Annotated in this window: 12 protein-coding genes; 9 read left to right on the top strand and 3 right to left on the bottom strand. The window is 31.9% G+C overall.

Annotation, left to right across the window (positions count from 1 at the left end; genetic code table 11):
* Positions 1-42: 42 nt before the first annotated feature.
* Complete coding sequence (locus ACXIHB_RS09470; RefSeq protein WP_462098118.1) at positions 43-2640, bottom strand: AsmA family protein; 2598 nt, start codon at positions 2638-2640, stop codon at positions 43-45.
* A gap of 119 nt (positions 2641-2759) precedes the next feature.
* On the opposite strand from ACXIHB_RS09470, the gene queG reads away from it, so the two are divergent.
* Entirely contained in the window at positions 2760-3683 is a 924-nt protein-coding gene (gene queG / locus ACXIHB_RS09465; RefSeq protein ID WP_047787905.1) for a tRNA epoxyqueuosine(34) reductase QueG, read from the top strand.
* 40 nt (positions 3684-3723) lie between these two features.
* Here queG and ACXIHB_RS09460 read toward each other — a convergent pair whose 3' ends face one another.
* Together ACXIHB_RS09460 and ACXIHB_RS09455 are read right to left on the bottom strand one after the other, a co-directional pair.
* On the bottom strand, positions 3724-4362 hold the full coding sequence (locus tag ACXIHB_RS09460; RefSeq protein ID WP_047788346.1) for a PAS domain-containing protein: 639 nt from the start codon (positions 4360-4362) through the stop codon (positions 3724-3726).
* A gap of 300 nt (positions 4363-4662) precedes the next feature.
* Positions 4663-5280 (bottom strand): PAS domain-containing protein, encoded by a 618-nt coding sequence (locus ACXIHB_RS09455; RefSeq protein WP_047787904.1) that lies wholly within the window; start codon positions 5278-5280, stop codon positions 4663-4665.
* A gap of 237 nt (positions 5281-5517) precedes the next feature.
* On the opposite strand from ACXIHB_RS09455, the gene ACXIHB_RS09450 reads away from it, so the two are divergent.
* From ACXIHB_RS09450 to ACXIHB_RS09415, 8 genes are all read left to right on the top strand, one after another.
* On the top strand, positions 5518-7812 hold the full coding sequence (locus ACXIHB_RS09450; protein WP_047787903.1) for an NADP-dependent malic enzyme: 2295 nt from the start codon (positions 5518-5520) through the stop codon (positions 7810-7812).
* 64 nt (positions 7813-7876) lie between these two features.
* Entirely contained in the window at positions 7877-8458 is a 582-nt protein-coding gene (ruvA, locus tag ACXIHB_RS09445; protein ID WP_047787902.1) for a Holliday junction branch migration protein RuvA, read from the top strand.
* A 6-nt stretch (positions 8459-8464) separates the two neighbouring features.
* A complete protein-coding gene (gene sov / locus ACXIHB_RS09440; protein ID WP_462098117.1) occupies positions 8465-15565 on the top strand; it encodes a T9SS outer membrane translocon Sov/SprA in 7101 nt (2366 codons plus the stop codon).
* Positions 15566-15591: 26 nt separating this feature from the next.
* The gene (gene gcvH / locus ACXIHB_RS09435; RefSeq protein ID WP_462098116.1) at positions 15592-15972 is read left to right on the top strand and encodes a glycine cleavage system protein GcvH; all 381 of its coding nucleotides are present in this window, start codon (positions 15592-15594) and stop codon (positions 15970-15972) included.
* Positions 15938-16321, top strand: a complete 384-nt coding sequence (locus tag ACXIHB_RS09430) for a VanZ family protein (RefSeq protein ID WP_082118582.1) — start codon at positions 15938-15940, stop codon at positions 16319-16321. The genes gcvH and ACXIHB_RS09430 overlap by 35 nt, the downstream gene beginning before the upstream one ends.
* A gap of 56 nt (positions 16322-16377) precedes the next feature.
* Positions 16378-17100 carry an energy transducer TonB gene (locus ACXIHB_RS09425; protein WP_047787899.1) on the top strand — a complete coding sequence of 241 codons (723 nt, stop codon included), beginning with the start codon at positions 16378-16380 and terminating at the stop codon, positions 17098-17100.
* 105 nt (positions 17101-17205) lie between these two features.
* The gene (locus ACXIHB_RS09420) at positions 17206-17949 is read left to right on the top strand and encodes an energy transducer TonB (RefSeq protein WP_167712771.1); all 744 of its coding nucleotides are present in this window, start codon (positions 17206-17208) and stop codon (positions 17947-17949) included.
* A 49-nt stretch (positions 17950-17998) separates the two neighbouring features.
* On the top strand, positions 17999-18580 hold the full coding sequence (locus ACXIHB_RS09415) for an acyltransferase (protein ID WP_047787897.1): 582 nt from the start codon (positions 17999-18001) through the stop codon (positions 18578-18580).
* Positions 18581-18597 lie beyond the last annotated feature (17 nt).

Raw genomic sequence — 18597 nt, 5'->3', positions numbered from 1 at the left:
ATATAATGTAAGACTATGAAAAAGAAATAATGTTACAAAAGATTACTTAACAGTATCTTTTTGTTGTTTCTTCTTCTTTCCGAATAAACCACCTAAAACGTCTGTTACCTTTTTAACCGTTTCGTCTTTTTTATTGGTTGTGTTAGTACTATCCTTCTTTTTGTTTCCTAATAAGCTACCTATAGCGTTGTTTACTAACTTGTCTTTTTGTTGTTGAACTAATTTCTGGCTTAACTTAGTAACCGATGAAGATAAATCTGTTTTTACAGAAGGACTTGTCATGTTACCTGTAATATTAGCAGTAATAGGAACTGTTATGTTTTGTTGCTCTTTCGCGCTTAATTTTGCAAGTAATCCTTGTGCTTCATTACCTAAATATTTAGCAGGAACATTAAGTGTAACGTTGTAGTTCATTGTTTTATCAAATCCATGGTTACCTCCTACAGTAATACCAATATCTTTATACTTTAAATCAAATGGTTTTACAATTACATTACCTTCTTTAAAAGATAAATATGTCTTAATATCAGATAAATCTAGTTTTTTTAAATCAATAAAAGACAATTTATTGTTTAATAAACTAAGTGCTTTTGTTTTTTCAGGGTTAATGCTAGTTGTCAATAGTTCAGCTAAAGCATTACCAGAAATTGAGGTAAGGTTTGGAGTAAAATCGTCATTCAAACTTCCCATTAAATCAATGTCAGAATTTAATTTACCATTCATAGCTCCGGCAATAGGGCTTAATGATTGTAATAAGTCTAAGCTAGTAAATGATTGAGCAATGTCAAAAGATTTGATGCCTAACTTCATATCGAATGTAGGTTTCTTTTGCTGTGTATTAACTTCTCCGTTTAAAGCAATTTGACCATTAAAAATACCGGCATTCATGTTTTGTAAAATGGCTTTTTCGTCTTTTAAAAGCAATGTTCCTCTTACATTTTTCAAAGTCAAATTATCGTAATATACAGTTTTAGCGTTTGCAGAAACGGCACAGTCTAAAAATGCAGGAATTTTTAAAGACTCTTTGGGTGTGTCTTTTTTAGATGTTTCCTCTTTTTTTTCAATAGCTTCAGGGCTTTCTTGCATAAAATCGCTAACATAAAAATTGTTTGAGTTTAGCTTGAAGTTTCCTTGTAGTTTTTTGTCAGAAAGTAAAAAGCCTAACAGGTTTTTAATTGTTCCTGTAGCATTTAAATCACTTTTTCCTGAGGTAGCATCAAACTTACTTAAGGTAATGGTGCCAGGTGTAAAATTAACCACTGTATTTTTAATATGAAGTGGATTTACAACATCTTTTGAAGAAAAAATAAAGTCGCTCACCTCCATTTTTCCATTATTTTTAATACGACTTAAAGTATTGTTTTCAATCGCTTTCATGTCGAACTCCGTATGCAAATCAGCCTTTAAAATTCCGCTCAAATCATTTTCTAAATCAATAGGATATGCTTTATTAATATTAGCAAGGTTTAAAACACCTTTTAAACTAGCATTTATCTTTGGATTGGTAGTTAGATTATAAATATTTCCTTTTCCAGAAAAAGTATCCTGATCAATCTTAAAAGAAAGCCCATTAATAGTAACAAACGTATTTTCGGTTTTACCAGTAGTGTTTTTTATTTGCGCATCAATATTAATGTTTTGAACACTTTTAGGCAAATCAGGATATTTAAATGAAGCATTATTTGACTTCATAGAAATGTCTAATTTCGGAATGTGTTTATCATCAATAATTCCGTTTACTTTTCCATTTACACTAAAATTACCTGTAGTACTCACGTCAGCAATACTTTTAGTATAAGCTTCGGGAATTAAACCTAAAAAGTTTTTAAAGTCAGAAGACGGAGTTTTGAAGTTGATATCAACCTCTTGGTTTTTCTCGTTAACTTGAACAAAACCGTCAAAAACCAAAGGAAGGTTATTTAATTTAGCTTCATTTTTTAAGAAAGAAAACTTCATATTAGTTAAATCCATTCCTAAAATAGCATCTAACTCTATTTTTTGATTCTTTGCATACGAATTACCGTCCATTCCAAAAGAAACTAAAGTAGATGTTTGAGTATCTAGTTCTGTATTAGATTGAGAAAAGTCACCACTTCCACTGTGGTTTAACTCAGCTAGTTCAAGGTTTAGTTTACCTTGCTCATCATTGTATTTTATCGTAGCATTGTTAATGGCATATGAATTAATGGAAAGTCCAAAAGTAGATGGTTCTTCATTTTTTGTCTCTTCTGTCTCAGAAGGTTTTGCAATATCGTAGTTAGCATTTCCTTTTTTATCAACCAATACGTTTACTAGAGCATCATCAATAGTAAATGATTTAATGTTTAGCTGCTCAGATGAAGCTTTAAAAAGTTCTGTAAGTTTTAATGCTAAGTTTACTTCTTTAGCATATACTAAAGTATCACCTTCAAAAGGAGTGTTGTTAATAACTGTTAGGTTAGATAATTGAACTGATGCATTTGGGAAATTTCTAAGTAGGCTTAAGCTAGAATCGCTAAAATCAACTTTGGCGTTTACGTTGTTGTTAATAGTAGTTTTTACCAAGTTCATCACTTTATCTTGAAATAGTAGGGGAATACTAACCAAAAGGATGAAGAAAAAAACTATAATACCTAATAATATTTTATATATCTTTTTCATTATGAATAAAGTTTGTCATGTAATACTAACGAACAAATTTCAACATTTATTTGTAAATAGAAAGTGAATAAAATTATAATTTTTCTTTTGGTAATTTTGTGGTGATAAAACCATGTATTTTGAATAAGAAACAGCAATACTCAAATTTTATAAAAGCACAAGCAAAACGCTTGGGTTTTTTAGGTTGTGGTATTGCAAAAGCTGATTTTTTAGAAGAAGAAGCACCTCGTTTAGAGCAATGGTTGCAAAATGGATATCACGGTGAAATGCATTATATGGAAAATCACTTTGATAAACGTTTAGATCCACGACTGCTGGTAGATGGTGCAAAATCAGTAATTTCCTTGTCGTACAACTATTTTCCTTCGGAAGTTCAGCAAGAAGGGAGTTATAAGATTTCTAAATATGCCTACGGGCAAGACTATCATCACATTATCAAAGATAAATTACGGGAATTATTACAGTTGATTAATGATGAAATAGGAGAAGTTTCTGGTCGTTGCTTTGTTGATTCTGCTCCTGTGTTAGAACGAGCTTGGGCAAAAAAATCAGGGTTGGGTTGGAACGGGAAACACTCGTTGTTAATTCAAAAACAACAAGGGTCGTTTTTCTTTTTGGCGGAATTAATTATTGATTTAGAACTCGAATACGACGACCCTTTTAAAACAGATCATTGTGGTAGTTGTACTCGTTGTGTTGATGCATGCCCAACTCAAGCTATTTTGCCTAATAATACAGTTGATGGAAGTAAATGTATTTCATATTTAACAATTGAGCTAAAGGATGCAATTCCGTCAGGATTTAAAGGAGAAATGCAAGATTGGATGTTTGGTTGCGATGTGTGCCAAGATGTATGCCCATGGAATCGTTTTTCACAACCGCACAAAGAAAGTCTATTTACGCCTCAAGAAAACTTACTGCAAATGACAAAACGTGATTGGCAAGAGTTAACACAAGAAACCTTTAGTAAAGTGTTTAAAAAATCGGCAGTAAAGCGTACTAAGTTTTCAGGGTTATTAAGAAATATTGACTTTATAAAATAATAAAACCGCTTAGAAAAGCGGTTTTATTATTTTATAAAGATTATTTAGGATTCGTCTCTCCAAAGAAAAACCAATTAAGTCCTTTTTTTAGCATTCCACTTTCTTTTACAGGAGTTTGTTTTTCTGTTTCTTTTGCGTTGACAGTTTCTCCTTCAAATAATTTTACAACAAAATCTTCATAAGATGCGTTAACCTCTTCTTGTAAGAAAGAATTAAAATATAATTCACTTGCTTTTTCACCTTTAACTTTTTCAATTTCTAATAACGTTTTGTATAAAGGTTCAATTTTTTTTATAACGTTTTCAGGTAAAGATTTTCTCCTTCCAGTATATCCAGTGATTTTTCCGTTATCATCTTTTTCTACATCAAAATCAGTAATAACCCAGTAGTACCTACCTGTTCTTGTTAAGTTTTTAACAATAGCATGGAAATTATTTCCTTGCTTTAGGTTATCCCATAAAATTTTAAAGACTACCTTAGGCATGTCAGGATGCCTAATAACGTTATGAGGTTCTCCAATAAGTTCTACTTTATTATACTCCGAAGCCTCTTCAAAGGTGTCATTCATATATAAAATAGTCCCTGCAGGATCTGTTTTACTAATAATTGTTTTTGATTTGTCCCATTTTATTTCCTCATCTATAACTTTAGAAGGTCTAAGAGAATTGTTTGTGTGCATTTTTTTTGTTTTAATAGTTATTCGGGGTGGTTTACTCAAAAAATAATCAACAAATATAAGGTTTTTGAAGTAGGAGTTTGCTTTGAAAGGATTTTTAGTTACGGTAAGAGAATGTAATTTTTATTTGGTCTAAAATATTAGTTATATAATAATAGAATTATGTTAGTTTTTTATTTTTTGATAATAGAATTGTATTATTAACTAACAATAAGGAGTAAATGTGAAAAAAAAAAGGATTGAAACAATTGTTTCAATCCTTTTAAAAAACATTTTAAGAGGGATTATTTAGGGGTAGTAAATTTATGTTGGGTTTGTTTCTCCAAAGAAAAACCAATTTAATCCTTTCTTTAAAGGGTTTGTTTCATTCTTAATTTTTTCAGCTTCTTCTTTAGAAAGCTCTTCGTTAAACAAATCAACTACGAATTCATTATATGTTTTACCAACTTCTTCTTTTAAGTAGGCATCAAAATACATTTCACTAGCTTTTTCACCTTTAAGTTTTTCAATGTCTAAAAGTGTTTTATATATAGGTTCAATTTTTTTTACAACTCCATCAGGAACGGCTTTCCTTCTAGCGGTATACCCTACAATTTTACCCTCTTCATCTTTATCAATGGTAAAGTCAGTAATAACCCAGTAATATCTGCCGGTTCTTGTTAGGTTTTTAACAATTGCATGAAAGTTTTCACCTTTCTTAAGAGCGTCCCATAAAACTTTAAAAGCTACCTTGGGCATATCTGGGTGACGGATAATATTATGAGGTTCGCCAACTAACTCAATGGTACTGTATTCACAGGTGTTAGAAAAAACATCGTTAGCATATAAAATAGTTCCGTAAACATCAGTTTTGCTTACAATGGTTTTTGTTTTATCCCATTGTACTTCTTCGTTAATAATGTGTCTTTGTGTAGTTTCCATTTCTATTGGTTTAAGGTTAGGGCAAATTTGAGAAGAAAAAGAAAGACTAAATATGACTTTTATCAGGTTGTTAATTATTTTTTAATAATTTTATTAATGATGTTTATAATTCTCAAAAGTTAGGGTTAATAGCCAAAGGAGTTTAATGAGATAATATAACTTTTATAGGTAAGCAAGTTACTTTTACTTAACAAACAAAATGTATATTTGTAAGTTCAAACAAACAAGAACGAACCTATGAGAGATTCTAGAAAAAGGCATGAAGCTTTACTTTATCATGCCAAACCGAAGCCAGGAAAAATAGCAGTAGTACCTACCAAAAAATACGCAACACAACACGATTTATCATTAGCGTATTCACCAGGTGTTGCTGAACCTTGTTTAGAAATAGCGAAAGACAAAAACAACGTTTATAAATATACTTCAAAAAGCAATTTAGTGGCTGTTATTTCAAACGGAACAGCAGTTTTAGGGTTAGGTAATATTGGTCCTGAAGCATCCAAGCCAGTAATGGAAGGAAAAGGGTTACTTTTTAAAATTTTTGCTGATATTGATGTTTTTGATATTGAAGTAGATGCTACTGATGTTGATAAATTTGTTGAAACAGTAAAAGCTATAGCTCCTACTTTTGGAGGAATTAATTTAGAAGATATTAAAGCTCCTGAAGCTTTTGAAATTGAAAGAAGATTAAAAGAGGAGTTGGATATTCCTGTAATGCACGATGATCAGCACGGTACAGCAATTATTTCAGCCGCAGCCTTAAAAAATGCATTAGAGATTAATGAAAAGGATATTAAGGATGTAAAAATTGTTGTGAACGGAGCCGGAGCCGCAGCAATATCATGTACGCGTTTGTATCTAGCTTTAGGTGCGAGTCGTGAAAACGTAATTATGTGTGATAGTAAAGGGGTTATCAGAAAAGATAGAGATAACCTAACATCACAAAAAGCGGAATTTGCTACAGATCAAGATGTAAATACTTTAGAGGAAGCAATGTTAAATGCCGACGTGTTTATTGGTTTGTCAAAAGGAAATGTGGTATCTCCTGAAATGCTTTTGTCAATGGCGAAAAACCCAATTGTTTTTGCAATGGCAAATCCAGAACCAGAAATTGAGTACGATTTAGCTATAGCGACAAGAGACGATATTATCATGGCAACAGGAAGGTCAGATCACCCTAATCAGGTGAACAATGTATTAGGTTTTCCTTTTATTTTCCGTGGAGCATTAGATGTACGCGCAAAAAAAATTAACGAAGAAATGAAGATGGCTGCTGTACACGCATTAGCAGATTTAGCAAAACAGTCTGTGCCAGAACAGGTAAATATTGTATATGATGAAGTAAGCCTTTCTTTTGGAAAAGAATATATTATACCCAAACCATTTGACCCAAGGTTAATTTATGAAATTCCACCAGCAATAGCAAAAGCAGCGATGGATTCTGGCGTAGCTCAAGAACCTATCGATGATTGGGATAGGTATAGAGAGGAGTTGATGGATCGTTCAGGAACAGGAAGTAAAGAAGTACGCTTATTACACAACAGAGCTAAAAAGAATCCTAAGAGATTAGTGTTTGCTGAAGCAGATCATTTAGATGTTTTAAAAGCAGCACAGAGAGTTTATGAAGAAAAAATTGGAAAACCGATTTTATTAGGAAGAAGAGAAATTATTTTAGAACTGAAAACTGAGTTAGGATTTGATGCTGATGTGCCAATTATTGATCCTAAAACAGATGAGGAAGAAGAAAGAAGAAACCGATATGCTGAAATATTTTGGAAATCAAGACAACGTAAAGGAGTTACGTTTTTAGAGGCACAAAAATGGATGCGTGAACGCAACTATTTTGCAGCAATGATGGTGAATTCTGGGGAGGCAGATGCATTGATTACAGGATATTCAAGACCTTATCCTTCAGTAGTGAAACCTATGTTAGAATTGATTGAAAAGGATCATGGAGTAACAAGAGTTGCAGCAACAAATATGATGTTAACGAAGCAAGGGCCTATGTTCTTAGCAGATACCACAATTAATATCAATCCAACAGCAAAAGATTTAGCTAAAATTACACAGTTAACATCTGTGTTGGCTAAAATGTTTGGGATGAAACCAAACGTTGCAATGTTAGGATTTTCAAATTTTGGATCATCAAAATCTGAAAGTTCAACTAAGATTAGGGAAGCAGTTTCTTACATCCACCGTCATTATCCAAATGTTGTAGTTGATGGTGAGTTGCAAGCAGATTTTGCTTTAAATCCAGAACTATTAGCAAAAGAGTTTCCTTTCTCTAAACTAAATGGAAAAAGAGCAAACGTATTAATTTTTCCAAATTTAGAATCGGCTAATATTACCTATAAGTTAATGAAAGCTGTTGATGAAGTAGAAACTATAGGGCCAATTTTACTTGGAATGAGTAAGCCAGTACACATTTTGCAATTGGGGGCAAGTGTAGATGAAATGGTAAATATGGCTGCAGTAGCAGTTGTAGATGCTCAAAACAAGGAAATGAAAGCAAAAAACAAAGTTTCTCAATAAGATAAGAGAAGTTTTTTTAAAAGATAATTTTTTCTATTTTAGACCAATAGAAAAAAATAGCTAGATGATAACACAAATAAGGGGAAAACTTGTGGAAAAAAATCCTACATACGCTGTTGTAGATTGCAATGGAGTAGGATATTTAATGCATATTTCTTTAAACACATATTCATTATTACCAAACGATGAATATGTGTTGTTATATACACACTTATCCATTAGAGAAGATGCTCATACGTTGTATGGATTTTCAACAAAAACAGAGCGAGAAGTTTTTAGGTTACTAACTTCGGTTTCAGGAGTAGGACCAAGTACTGCACGAACCATGTTGTCTTCTATGACTTCACAAGAGGTTTCACAGGCAATAGCTTCTGGAGATGTAAAATTAATTCAAACGGTTAAAGGTATTGGAGCTAAAACTGCACAACGAGTTATTGTTGATTTAAAAGACAAAGTCTTAAAAACTTTTGATATAGATGAAGTTTCTGTGGTACAGAACAATACAAATAAAGAAGAAGCGTTATCTGCTTTAGAAGTTCTTGGGTTTGCACGAAAACAAGCTGACAAGGTAATAGGGAATATATTAAAAGAAACACCTGATGCTAGTGTTGAAAAACTTATAAAACAGGCGTTAAAAAACTTATAAAAAAGGTTGGAAAAAGCAGTTATTAATAGACTACTTACAGCACTTGCTATTTTAGTAAGTGTTGTTTCGTTTTCACAAAATACTCAAAAAAATAAGACAAGTAATGCTAAACAGGATACTGTTATTCCCCTTAAGTATAATTTTAAATATAACCAAAACGGAACACTTTATTTAAACAACCCTTCTCAAAAAGTAGTAACTTATGATAAGGTGTTGAATAAGTTTATGATTGTTGAAAAAATAGGAGATTACTATGTAGGTACCCCTATTTTTATGACACCTAAAGAGTATAATGAATACCGCTTAAAAAATGATTTAAAAGATTATTTTAAAGAAAAAGTAGACGCTACTAACCCTAAAAAGAAGGGCAGTGAGGCTGCTCGTAAAAACTTATTACCTAAATACTATGTAAATTCTAAGTTTTTCGAATCTGTTTTTGGAGGTAACACTGTTGAGGTAAACCCAACAGGACAAATAAATATTAAACTTGGAGGTGTATATCAAAACAATGAAAACCCTCAAATCTCTGTTGAAAATCAAAGCAGCTTTACATTTGATTTTGATCAACAAATTAGTGCGAGTTTACAAGCAAAAGTAGGTAAACGATTAACGGTAACGGCAAATTATGATACCCAATCTACTTTTGATTTTCAAAATATTATTAAATTAGAATATACTCCAACCGAAGATGATATTATTAGGAATATCGAGGCGGGTAATATTAGTATGCCGATTAAAAACTCACTTATTAATGGAGCACAATCGTTATTTGGGGTAAAAACAGAATTACAGTTTGGTAAAACATATGTTACAGCTGCATTCTCACAGCAAAATTCACAATCTAAAACAGTAGTTGCTGAAGGTGGAGCAACCATAGAACCATTTGAATTACGAGCATCTGACTATGATAATGACCGACATTTCTTTTTATCACAATATTTTAGAGAAAATTACAAAGAAGCTTTAGAGAATTACCCTTTAATTAACAGTCCTATAAATATTACTAGAGTTGAGGTTTGGGTAACTAATAGAAATCAAAACGTAACCGATTATCGTAGTATTGTAGCTTTTGCCGATTTAGGAGAATCTGATGATGCAAATGAAGTGAATCCAGCTGAAATAACAACAACACCTGGAGCTATATCAGTTAATTCTGAAATTATACCTTATAATGGAGTGAATAATTTAAGTTCTTTATTAACAGCAAATTCAGGTGGGATTAGAGATGTTGCAACTATTGATGCTGCAATTAATGGTATTGGTGTTCCAGCGAGACAAGGCTTTAACTATACATACTTACAAAATGCTCGTAAGTTACAACCTAATGAATTCAAACTACATCCACAGTTAGGGTTTATCTCGTTAAATAGACGATTAAATGACGGAGAAGTTTTAGCAGTAGCTTTTGAATATACTGTGGTAGGAGCCTCTAATAGTGAAACAGTTTTTAGAGTAGGAGAGTTTTCAAACGATGGAGTTGTTGCACCAGCAAACCTAGCAGTAAAATTATTACGTAGTGAAATTTTAAATACAGTTCGACCAGGAACAGCTACAGCAAATAGTCCCGGTGAGCCTTTTCCTACGTGGCGCTTAATGATGAAAAACGTATATGCTTTAGGAGCATTTCCATTACAACGTGAAGGTTTTCGTTTTGAGTTATTGTATCGTGATGATGAAACAGGAACCTTACAAAACACTTTACAAAATGCAGCAAATACAGCGTTAAAGAATGAACCATTATTAAGGTTGCTGAATTTAGATAAATTAGACCAAAGTGAATATGCAGTTACAAATGGAGATGGTTTTTTTGATTATGTAGAAGGAATTACGGTAAATTCTGAAAGAGGATACATTTTGTTTCCTGAGCCAGAACCATTTGGTGAAGATTTATTACTGAAATTAACCAATCCAACAGATCAAACAAAATACGGTTTCGAAGAATTATATTTAACTACTAAAATTCAAGCTAAAAACGAGTATCAGAACTTAGATAAATTCTTCTTAAAAGGATATTTTAAATCAGAAACAAGTAGAGGGATCTCTTTGGGGGCTTTCAATGTTCCAAGAGGGTCAGTTCGCGTTACAGCTGGAGGAAGACAATTGGTTGAAGGGATAGATTATGTGGTAGATTATCAATTAGGTCGTGTGCAAATTTTAGACCCAGGTTTAGAAGCTTCAGGAATTCCAATTAACGCATCTGTAGAAAATAATACATTTTTTAATCAGCAACGAAAAACATTTATAGGAATTGATGTTGAACATCGTTTTTCTGAAGATTTTATTTTAGGGGGAACTTTTTTAAATGTTAGTGAAAAGCCAATTACACCTAAGGTAAATTTAGGAGGAGAGCCTATAGATAATATTATGTTAGGTTTGAACTTAGACTATTCTTCAGAAGTACCCTATTTAACAAAACTAGCAAACAAATTGCCTTTCGTTGAAACTGAAGCTCCGTCAAATGTTTCGGTTAGAGCTGACATGGCATATTTGTTACCAGGATCTCCTAGTGGAATTAATGTAGATGGTACTGCAACTTCATATTTAGATGATTTTGAAGCTTCACAAATACCAATTAACTTAAACTCACCACAGCAATGGTTTTTAGCGAGTACGCCAGAATCTCAAGGTTTTGATGGAGGAACTTTTGGTTTAGAATACAATTACAAAAGAGGGAAATTAGCTTGGTACAATATTGATCAACTATTCTACGGAAGTGGAAACAGACCAAGTAATATTGATGAGAATGAATTGTCTAGAGATGAGGTACGTCAAATTCGATATAATGAATTATTTCCTAACACAGATTTAGACATTACACAACAAAACTTAGTTAGAACCTTAGATTTAGCTTATTACCCTGCAGAAAGAGGACCATATAACTATAATGAAAATGCAAGCAGTGTAACAGCTGAAGAGCGCTGGGGAGGTATTATGAGAGCATTAACCACGAATAATTTTGAGCAAGCAAATGTTGAGTATATTCAATTTTGGTTAATGGATCCGTATGAAAACTATTCAATTACAACTGAAGAAGGTTTGCCTGCAGGAATTAACCCAAATGACCCAACAAATCAAGTAGGGAAATTATTTATAAACTTAGGTAATGTTTCTGAAGATATATTAAAAGATGGAAGAAAGCAATATGAAAATGGGCTCCCTGCCGATGGACAAAAAGCTGACGGAGGTAATATCCAAACTTCTATTTGGGGAGATACCCCTATAAATCCTTCTATTTTATATGCTTTTGACTCTAGTAATGATGCAAGAACGAATCAAGATATTGGTTTAGACGGTTTAAGTGATGAAGAAGAAAGAATAAAATTCCCTGCATTTGCTGGACTAGATGACCCAGCGGGAGATAATTTCCAGTTTTTTAGAGGAGGAGAAATAGAAAACACCAATCCATCAGTTTTATCCAGATATAAAAACTTTAACGGTACAGAAGGTAACTCACCAACAGCGAGTCAGTCAAACGAATCATATCCAACATCATCAACCACCTACCCAGATACAGAAGACATCAATAAGGATCAAACAATGAATCCTGTGAATAGCTATTTTGAGTATGAGGTTTCTCTAAATAAAACAGATTTAGTATTAGGTCAAAATAATATTATTGATGTAAAAACACAAAATGTAACACTTTTAAACGGAGCAACAAGAACCACTAAATGGTATCAATTTAGAATACCTGTTAGAAATGTTACCGATGCTCAAAAAATTAATGGAATTACTGATTTTAATAGCATTCGTTTTATACGAATGTTTTTAACGCAATTCAAAATGCCAGTAGTATTACGTTTTGGAGAATTAGAATTGGTAAGAGGAGATTGGAGACGTTATACAAAAACATTACCAGATACAAACACTCCTCCTGAGGATTTAGATTCAAATAAATTAAACAAGTTTGAAGTAGGAGTAGTTAGCATTGAACAAAATCAAGACCGTTATAAACTGCCACCAGGAATTCAAAGAGAACGTTTGCAAGGAACCAATAGAATTCAACGTCAAAACGAGCAATCTGTAACGTTAAAGGTAACTGACTTAGAAGCTGACGAGGTTAGAACTATTTATAAAAATATTAGTATTGATATGCGTAGGTATAAAAAGCTGCGTATGTTTTTACATGCTGAAAATCAAAATAGCGTTACAGGCGCAAATGATGATGAAATGGTAGCAATTATACGTTTAGGTACCGATTTAAACGATAACTATTACCAAGTAGAAAAGCCATTAAAAATATCTACATCAAACGCTTCATCTATAGATGTTTGGCCTCAGGAAAATAATTTAGATATTCCATTAGAAGAGTTAGCTAACCTAAAAATTGAAAGACCAACAGGAAGCAATCTTACTGATGTGTATTCGTCGATAAGCTCTAATGGATTAAAAATTTCTGTGAGAGGAAACCCAACCTTAGCTCAAGTAAGAACGGTGATGTTAGGGGTTAAAAATACAGTTAGCGATAATAAAACTGTTGAAGTTTGGTTTAATGAATTACGTGCAGTAGGCTTTGATAACAAAGGAGGATGGGCAGCAGTTGTAAATGCAGATGCTAATATGGCTGATGTAATGGATGTCTCTTTAGCTGGAAGAATGTCAACCATAGGTTTTGGTAATGTAGAAGATCGTGTACAACAAAGAAGTATTGAAGAAATAAAACAATATAGTGTAGCTACCAATATTCAGTTAGGTAAAATGATGCCAAAAAAATGGAACATGCAAGTACCTATGAATTATAGTTATGGAGAAGAGTTTAGAGACCCAAAATACGATCCACAATTTCAAGATGTAGAATTAGAAGACGCAATTGATAAAAACCCAAATAGTAAAAATGCTCAAGATTATACAAGAAGGAAAAGTATTAGTTTCATTAATGTAAAAAAGAATAGAAACCCAGAAAGTAAGAAGAAACCTAAATTTTATGATGTAGAGAATTTTTCAGCCTCATATTCACATAGCGAGGAGTTTCATAAAGATTACAATATTGAAAGTTATGTAAACAAAAATGTAATGGCTGGTGCTAGTTATAATTTCACTTTTGTTCCTTTTAGTATAGAGCCATTTAAAAAATCAGAAGGATTTAAAAGTAGGTACTTACAATTTATAAAAGATTTAAACTTTAACCCAGTACCTAAAACAATAGCATTAAACTCAAGAATTAACAGAAACTATAATAGTCAACAGTCAAGAAACTTGATTATTGACCCAGTGAATCCTTTACCTGCTCAACCAGAACTCATACAAAGAAGATTTTTATTTAATTGGGATTATACAATCGGTTTCGACTTAACTAAGTCATTACAATTAAACTTTAATGCGACAAACAATTATATATACGATAGTTTTGGAGAAGATGAACAATTAGAAGTTTACGATCAATTTTTCAGTATAGGAAGACCAGATAATTACCATCAAAAGTTAAATACAACTTATAAATTACCATTAAATAAGTTTCCATTCTTGAATTTTATCAATGCAGATTACGGATATACAGCTGATTTTGATTGGAAAGCAGGTTCACAAAGTTATATTGAGCAAGTAGGAAACATGATTCAGAATGCCAATACACATAACTTAAACACAAATATAGATTTCGGTCGTTTTTATAAAATTGTTGGTGTAGATAAACTATTGTTAAAAGGAACAAAAAAGCAACCAACTCAAAAAGGAACAGCTACATTAGGAGGAAATCAAGTAGCCCAAAAGCCAAAGCTTAAAAAGAAAGCTACTTTTGGTCAAAAATTAGGAAAGGGAGTATATGATGTGTTAACATCGGTAAAAAGAGCAAAAATTAGTTACTCTCAAAATAATGGAACTTTACTACAAGGATATAAGCCTTCAGTTGGATTTTTAGGAAGAAATGGTTTTGATGGAGGCTTAGCTCCAACTTTAGGATTTGTATTTGGTAGTCAAACAGATATTTTAAATACAGCAATTGAAAATGGATGGTTAATTACTAGAAACGCTGGAGATGAGTATTACAGTAAGAATTACTCTAAAACAAGATATAAAAAACTAGATTATAATGTGTCTGTAAAACCTTTTAGAGATTTAACTATTGATTTACGAGGGAACAGAATTCAAACAAGTAACTTAACACAGCAGTTAGATGTTGTTTCAAATGGTAGTGGAGGTTTTGAGCAAGACCCGAATATAAAACCTTTTGAAACAGGTAATTATAGTATTAGCCATTTTATGTTAGGAACTATTTTTACTGATAATGAAACATTATATCAAAACTTCTTAGATTATAGAAGCACTATTTCAAATAGACTATCGGCAGAAACAGGCTTGCCTAATACGGGTACAGCAGCATACCAAACAAACGGACAGCAAGCAATGCTTCCAGCATTTATTGCTGCATATTCTGGTAATAGTCCGAATTCGGTAAGTACAGGAATCTTTAAAAATATTCCGATTCCTAACTGGACATTACGTTATAATGGTTTTATGAAATATAAATGGTTTAAGAAAAACTTTTCTTCGTTTACTCTATCACATGGTTACAAATCATCGTATACAATAGGTAACTATTCTAATAACTTACAGTATGATTCAAATAATAGAGAAACAAATACAAATACTTCTGGTAATTATCAACCAGAACTCTTAATTTCGTCCGCAACTTTAATTGATGAGTTTTCACCATTAATAAAAGTAGATTTTAGAATGAAGAATTCAGTTTCATTCAAAGGAGAGATAAGAAGAGACAGATCTTTAACATTAAACTTTAATAATAATACTTTAACAGATGTTAAAGGAACAGAATATGTTTTAGGGTTTGGATACAAGATAAGAGATGTTAAATTTGTCACTAGATTTACAGGAAAAAAAGAAACTTTAAAAGGAGATATAAATTTAAGAGCTGATATATCGTTAAGAGATAACTTAACATTGATAAGAAGTGTAGATGAAGAAAATAGTCAGATTACAGGAGGGGAGAAATTATTTGGATTAAAATTTATTGCCGACTATAATTTAAGCAGCAATTTAACAGCATCTTTTTATTACAATCACCAAACATTTGAATATGCAGTTTCTACCACTTTTCCAAGACAATCTATTAATGCAGGAATTAATTTAGTATACAACTTAGGAAATTAAAACAAACACAATAAAAAATCATTACAATGAACATTCCATCAGAATTAAAGTACACCAAAGACCACGAGTGGGTTAAAGTAGAAAATGGTGTAGCAACTATTGGTATTACTGATTTTGCACAAGGAGAGTTAGGAGATATCGTATACGTTGACGTAGATACATTAAATGAGGAATTAGATGCTGAAGAAGTTTTCGGTTCTGTAGAAGCAGTAAAAACAGTTTCAGACCTTTTTATGCCTTTATCAGGAGAAGTAGTAGAGTTTAATGAAGCTTTAGAAGATGAACCAGAATTAGTAAACTCTGACCCTTATGGAAACGGGTGGATGATAAAAGTAAAATTATCTGACGATTCACAAGTAGCAGATTTATTAAGTGCTGAAGCATATCAAGAACTTATTAAAGGATAAACTAACCATAATAGCAATACTAATAACTTTAAGTATTGCTATTATTAGTTTAGTAAAAATAGAAAAAGCTCCTATACAAATTAACCATATAGATAAGCTAGAACATACCTTTGCTTATTTCGTGTTAAGTTTGGTATGGTTGTTAGCTTTAAAAACAACAAAAATTAATAAATATATTACTGTTTTTTGTTGTTTTTTTTACGGCATAATTATTGAGGTTCTACAAGTTACAACAACGTCATATAGATCAGGAGAGGTTTTAGATATAATGGCAAACACGACGGGTATTTTAATAGCTTTCATAGTTTATAACTTTTTTTTAAGAAAAATAAAGCTATTTAAAGATTAAGCTTGTAAAAGTTGAAATAAATTAATTAAATTAGCGAACTATTAAAAACATTTAGGATGGAAATCAAGAAAAATCCAAAATCAAACTTAGAGAACTATAGTAAACTATTTATGCAAATAGGTTTGGTTTTAGCTTTATTTGTAACGTATGTTGCTATTGAGAATAAGACATATGATAAAGAGTATGGAGAGTTAGGTATGGCTAACATGGCTACTGATATTGAAGAAGAAACTATTGAGCTTCAAATTGAGCCACCAAAGCCAAAACCAAATACACCTCCACCACCAGCTCCTGAAAAAATTGAAGTAGTAGAAGACGAAGAAGAGATTGAAGAAACAGTTATCGAATCAACTGAAACTGATGAATCTGAAGCTGTAGAGGTAGAAGATATTCAAGAGGTTGAAGAGGTTGAAGAAGTGGTAGAAGATGTACCATTCGCTATTATTGAGGAAGTTCCTGTATTTCCTGGTTGTAGTGGAACAAAAGCTCAAAAGAAAGCATGTTTGAATAAAAAGTTACAGAAGCATATTCAACGTAACTTTAATGCAGAATTAGCAAATGAATTAGGTTTATCTCCAGGTAAGAAAAGAATTTATGTACAGTTTAAAATTGATAAGGACGGTACTATTACTAGTGTAGCGGCAAGAGCTCCTCATCCAAGATTAAAAAAAGAGGCAGAAAGAGTTGCTAAGAAAATACCTAAAATGAAACCAGGTAGACAAAGAGGTAGACCAGTAAGAGTAGGTTATACGTTACCTATTACATTTAATGTAGAGTAGTGGAAACTTACTAAAAGATAAAAAAAGACAATCTAAAACGGATTGTCTTTTTTTATTGGCACGTTTCTTGTTTTTAACATAGTATTAACATAAAAAACAAATACTATGAAAACACCTAAGAAGCATGCTAAAAAGCAATTAGAAAAATTTTCAACTATTTTTACACAATTAGGCTTAGTGCTAACTTTGTTTGTCGTTTTTCTTGTTTTAGAGCACGAAACAGTTAAAGATACAGCGGTAGTTGAACCTACTAATGCACAAGATTATGAGAAAGTTTACACTTTTGACATTCCTGTTATTGTAAAAAGAGAAGTAAAAGAAATAGAAAAGCCAAAGCAAGAGCGTGTAATTAAAGAAGTATTTAAACCAGAAGTAGTAGATAATAATACGGAAAACACCACTGTAATAGATTTTTCTATAGATGAAAAACCTATTGATTTAAATCAAATTTCAGAGTTAAAAGAAACTGAAACTATAGAAGATAGTGATGATCCAATTTCAATTAAGAATGTCCAAAACACTCCAGTTTTTAAAGGTTGTGAAGGACTCTCAGAAGAAGAAAATATAAAATGTTTTGAAAGAAAAATGCAACAACATATACAGCGGAATTTTAACTCAGAATTGGCGCAAGATGTAGGATTAAATTCTGGTAAATATAAAATATTGACACAGTTTGTTATTGATAAGTTAGGTAATGTTACGGATATTCAAATTAGGGCACCACATACTAAATTAAAAAAGGAAACAAACAGAGTAGTAAATAAAATTCCAAAATTTACTCCAGGAAAACAGAATAATAAAGAAGTAAAAGTAAAATATACGCTACCAATTACTTTTAGAGTGGAATAAAAAGTAAAAACTCAGCCAACTGGTTGAGTTTTTTTTATTTTTGTTATATATGGATACAGATAAAATGTTTTTTGCACATGAGACAGCAGTTATTGATGATGGTTGTATAATTGGAGAAGGAACTAAAATATGGCACTTTAGCCATATTATGCCTAATTGTAACATTGGTAATAATTGTAATATTGGACAAAACGTAGTAGTGTCGCCTCAGGTTGTTTTAGGGAATAATGTAAAGGTCCAAAATAATGTTTCTATATATACGGGTGTTAGATGCGAAGATGATGTCTTTTTAGGACCCTCTATGGTTTTTACCAATGTAATTAATCCACGTAGCGCCATAAAAAGACAAGATCAGTATTTAGAAACAATTGTTAAAAAAGGAGCGAGTATAGGAGCAAATGCAACAATTGTATGCGGTAACAATATTGGAGAATACGCTTTTATAGGAGCAGGAGCAGTGGTAACTAAAGAAGTTAAACCTTATGCGTTAGTTGTAGGAAACCCATCAAAACAAATAGGGTGGATTAGTGAGTACGGACATCGGTTAAATTTTGATGATGAAGGTTTGGCTACTTGCCCAGAAAGTGGAGATAAATATATCTTGAAAAACAATGAGTTAAGAAAACTTTAAGTTAAAGTTTAAAAAAA

The sequence above is a fragment of the Tenacibaculum sp. IMCC1 genome (assembly GCF_054906355.1).
Note: the sequence above shows the minus strand (reverse complement) of the source record. Positions and strands in the feature narration are given on the sequence as shown.

Excerpts from the sequence above, each read along its gene's own strand:
- ACXIHB_RS09455 (WP_047787904.1), bottom strand. The coding sequence starts at position 5,280 with ATGGAAACTACACAAAGACACATTATTAACGAAGAAGTACAATGGGAT.
- ACXIHB_RS09450 (WP_047787903.1), top strand. The coding sequence starts at position 5,518 with ATGAGAGATTCTAGAAAAAGGCATGAAGCTTTACTTTATCATGCCAAA.
- gcvH (WP_462098116.1), top strand. The coding sequence starts at position 15,592 with ATGAACATTCCATCAGAATTAAAGTACACCAAAGACCACGAGTGGGTT.
- ACXIHB_RS09415 (WP_047787897.1), top strand. The coding sequence starts at position 17,999 with ATGGATACAGATAAAATGTTTTTTGCACATGAGACAGCAGTTATTGAT.
- ACXIHB_RS09470 (WP_462098118.1), bottom strand. The coding sequence starts at position 2,640 with ATGAAAAAGATATATAAAATATTATTAGGTATTATAGTTTTTTTCTTC.
- ACXIHB_RS09425 (WP_047787899.1), top strand. The coding sequence starts at position 16,378 with ATGGAAATCAAGAAAAATCCAAAATCAAACTTAGAGAACTATAGTAAA.
- ACXIHB_RS09420 (WP_167712771.1), top strand. The coding sequence starts at position 17,206 with ATGAAAACACCTAAGAAGCATGCTAAAAAGCAATTAGAAAAATTTTCA.
- ACXIHB_RS09460 (WP_047788346.1), bottom strand. The coding sequence starts at position 4,362 with ATGCACACAAACAATTCTCTTAGACCTTCTAAAGTTATAGATGAGGAA.
- ruvA (WP_047787902.1), top strand. The coding sequence starts at position 7,877 with ATGATAACACAAATAAGGGGAAAACTTGTGGAAAAAAATCCTACATAC.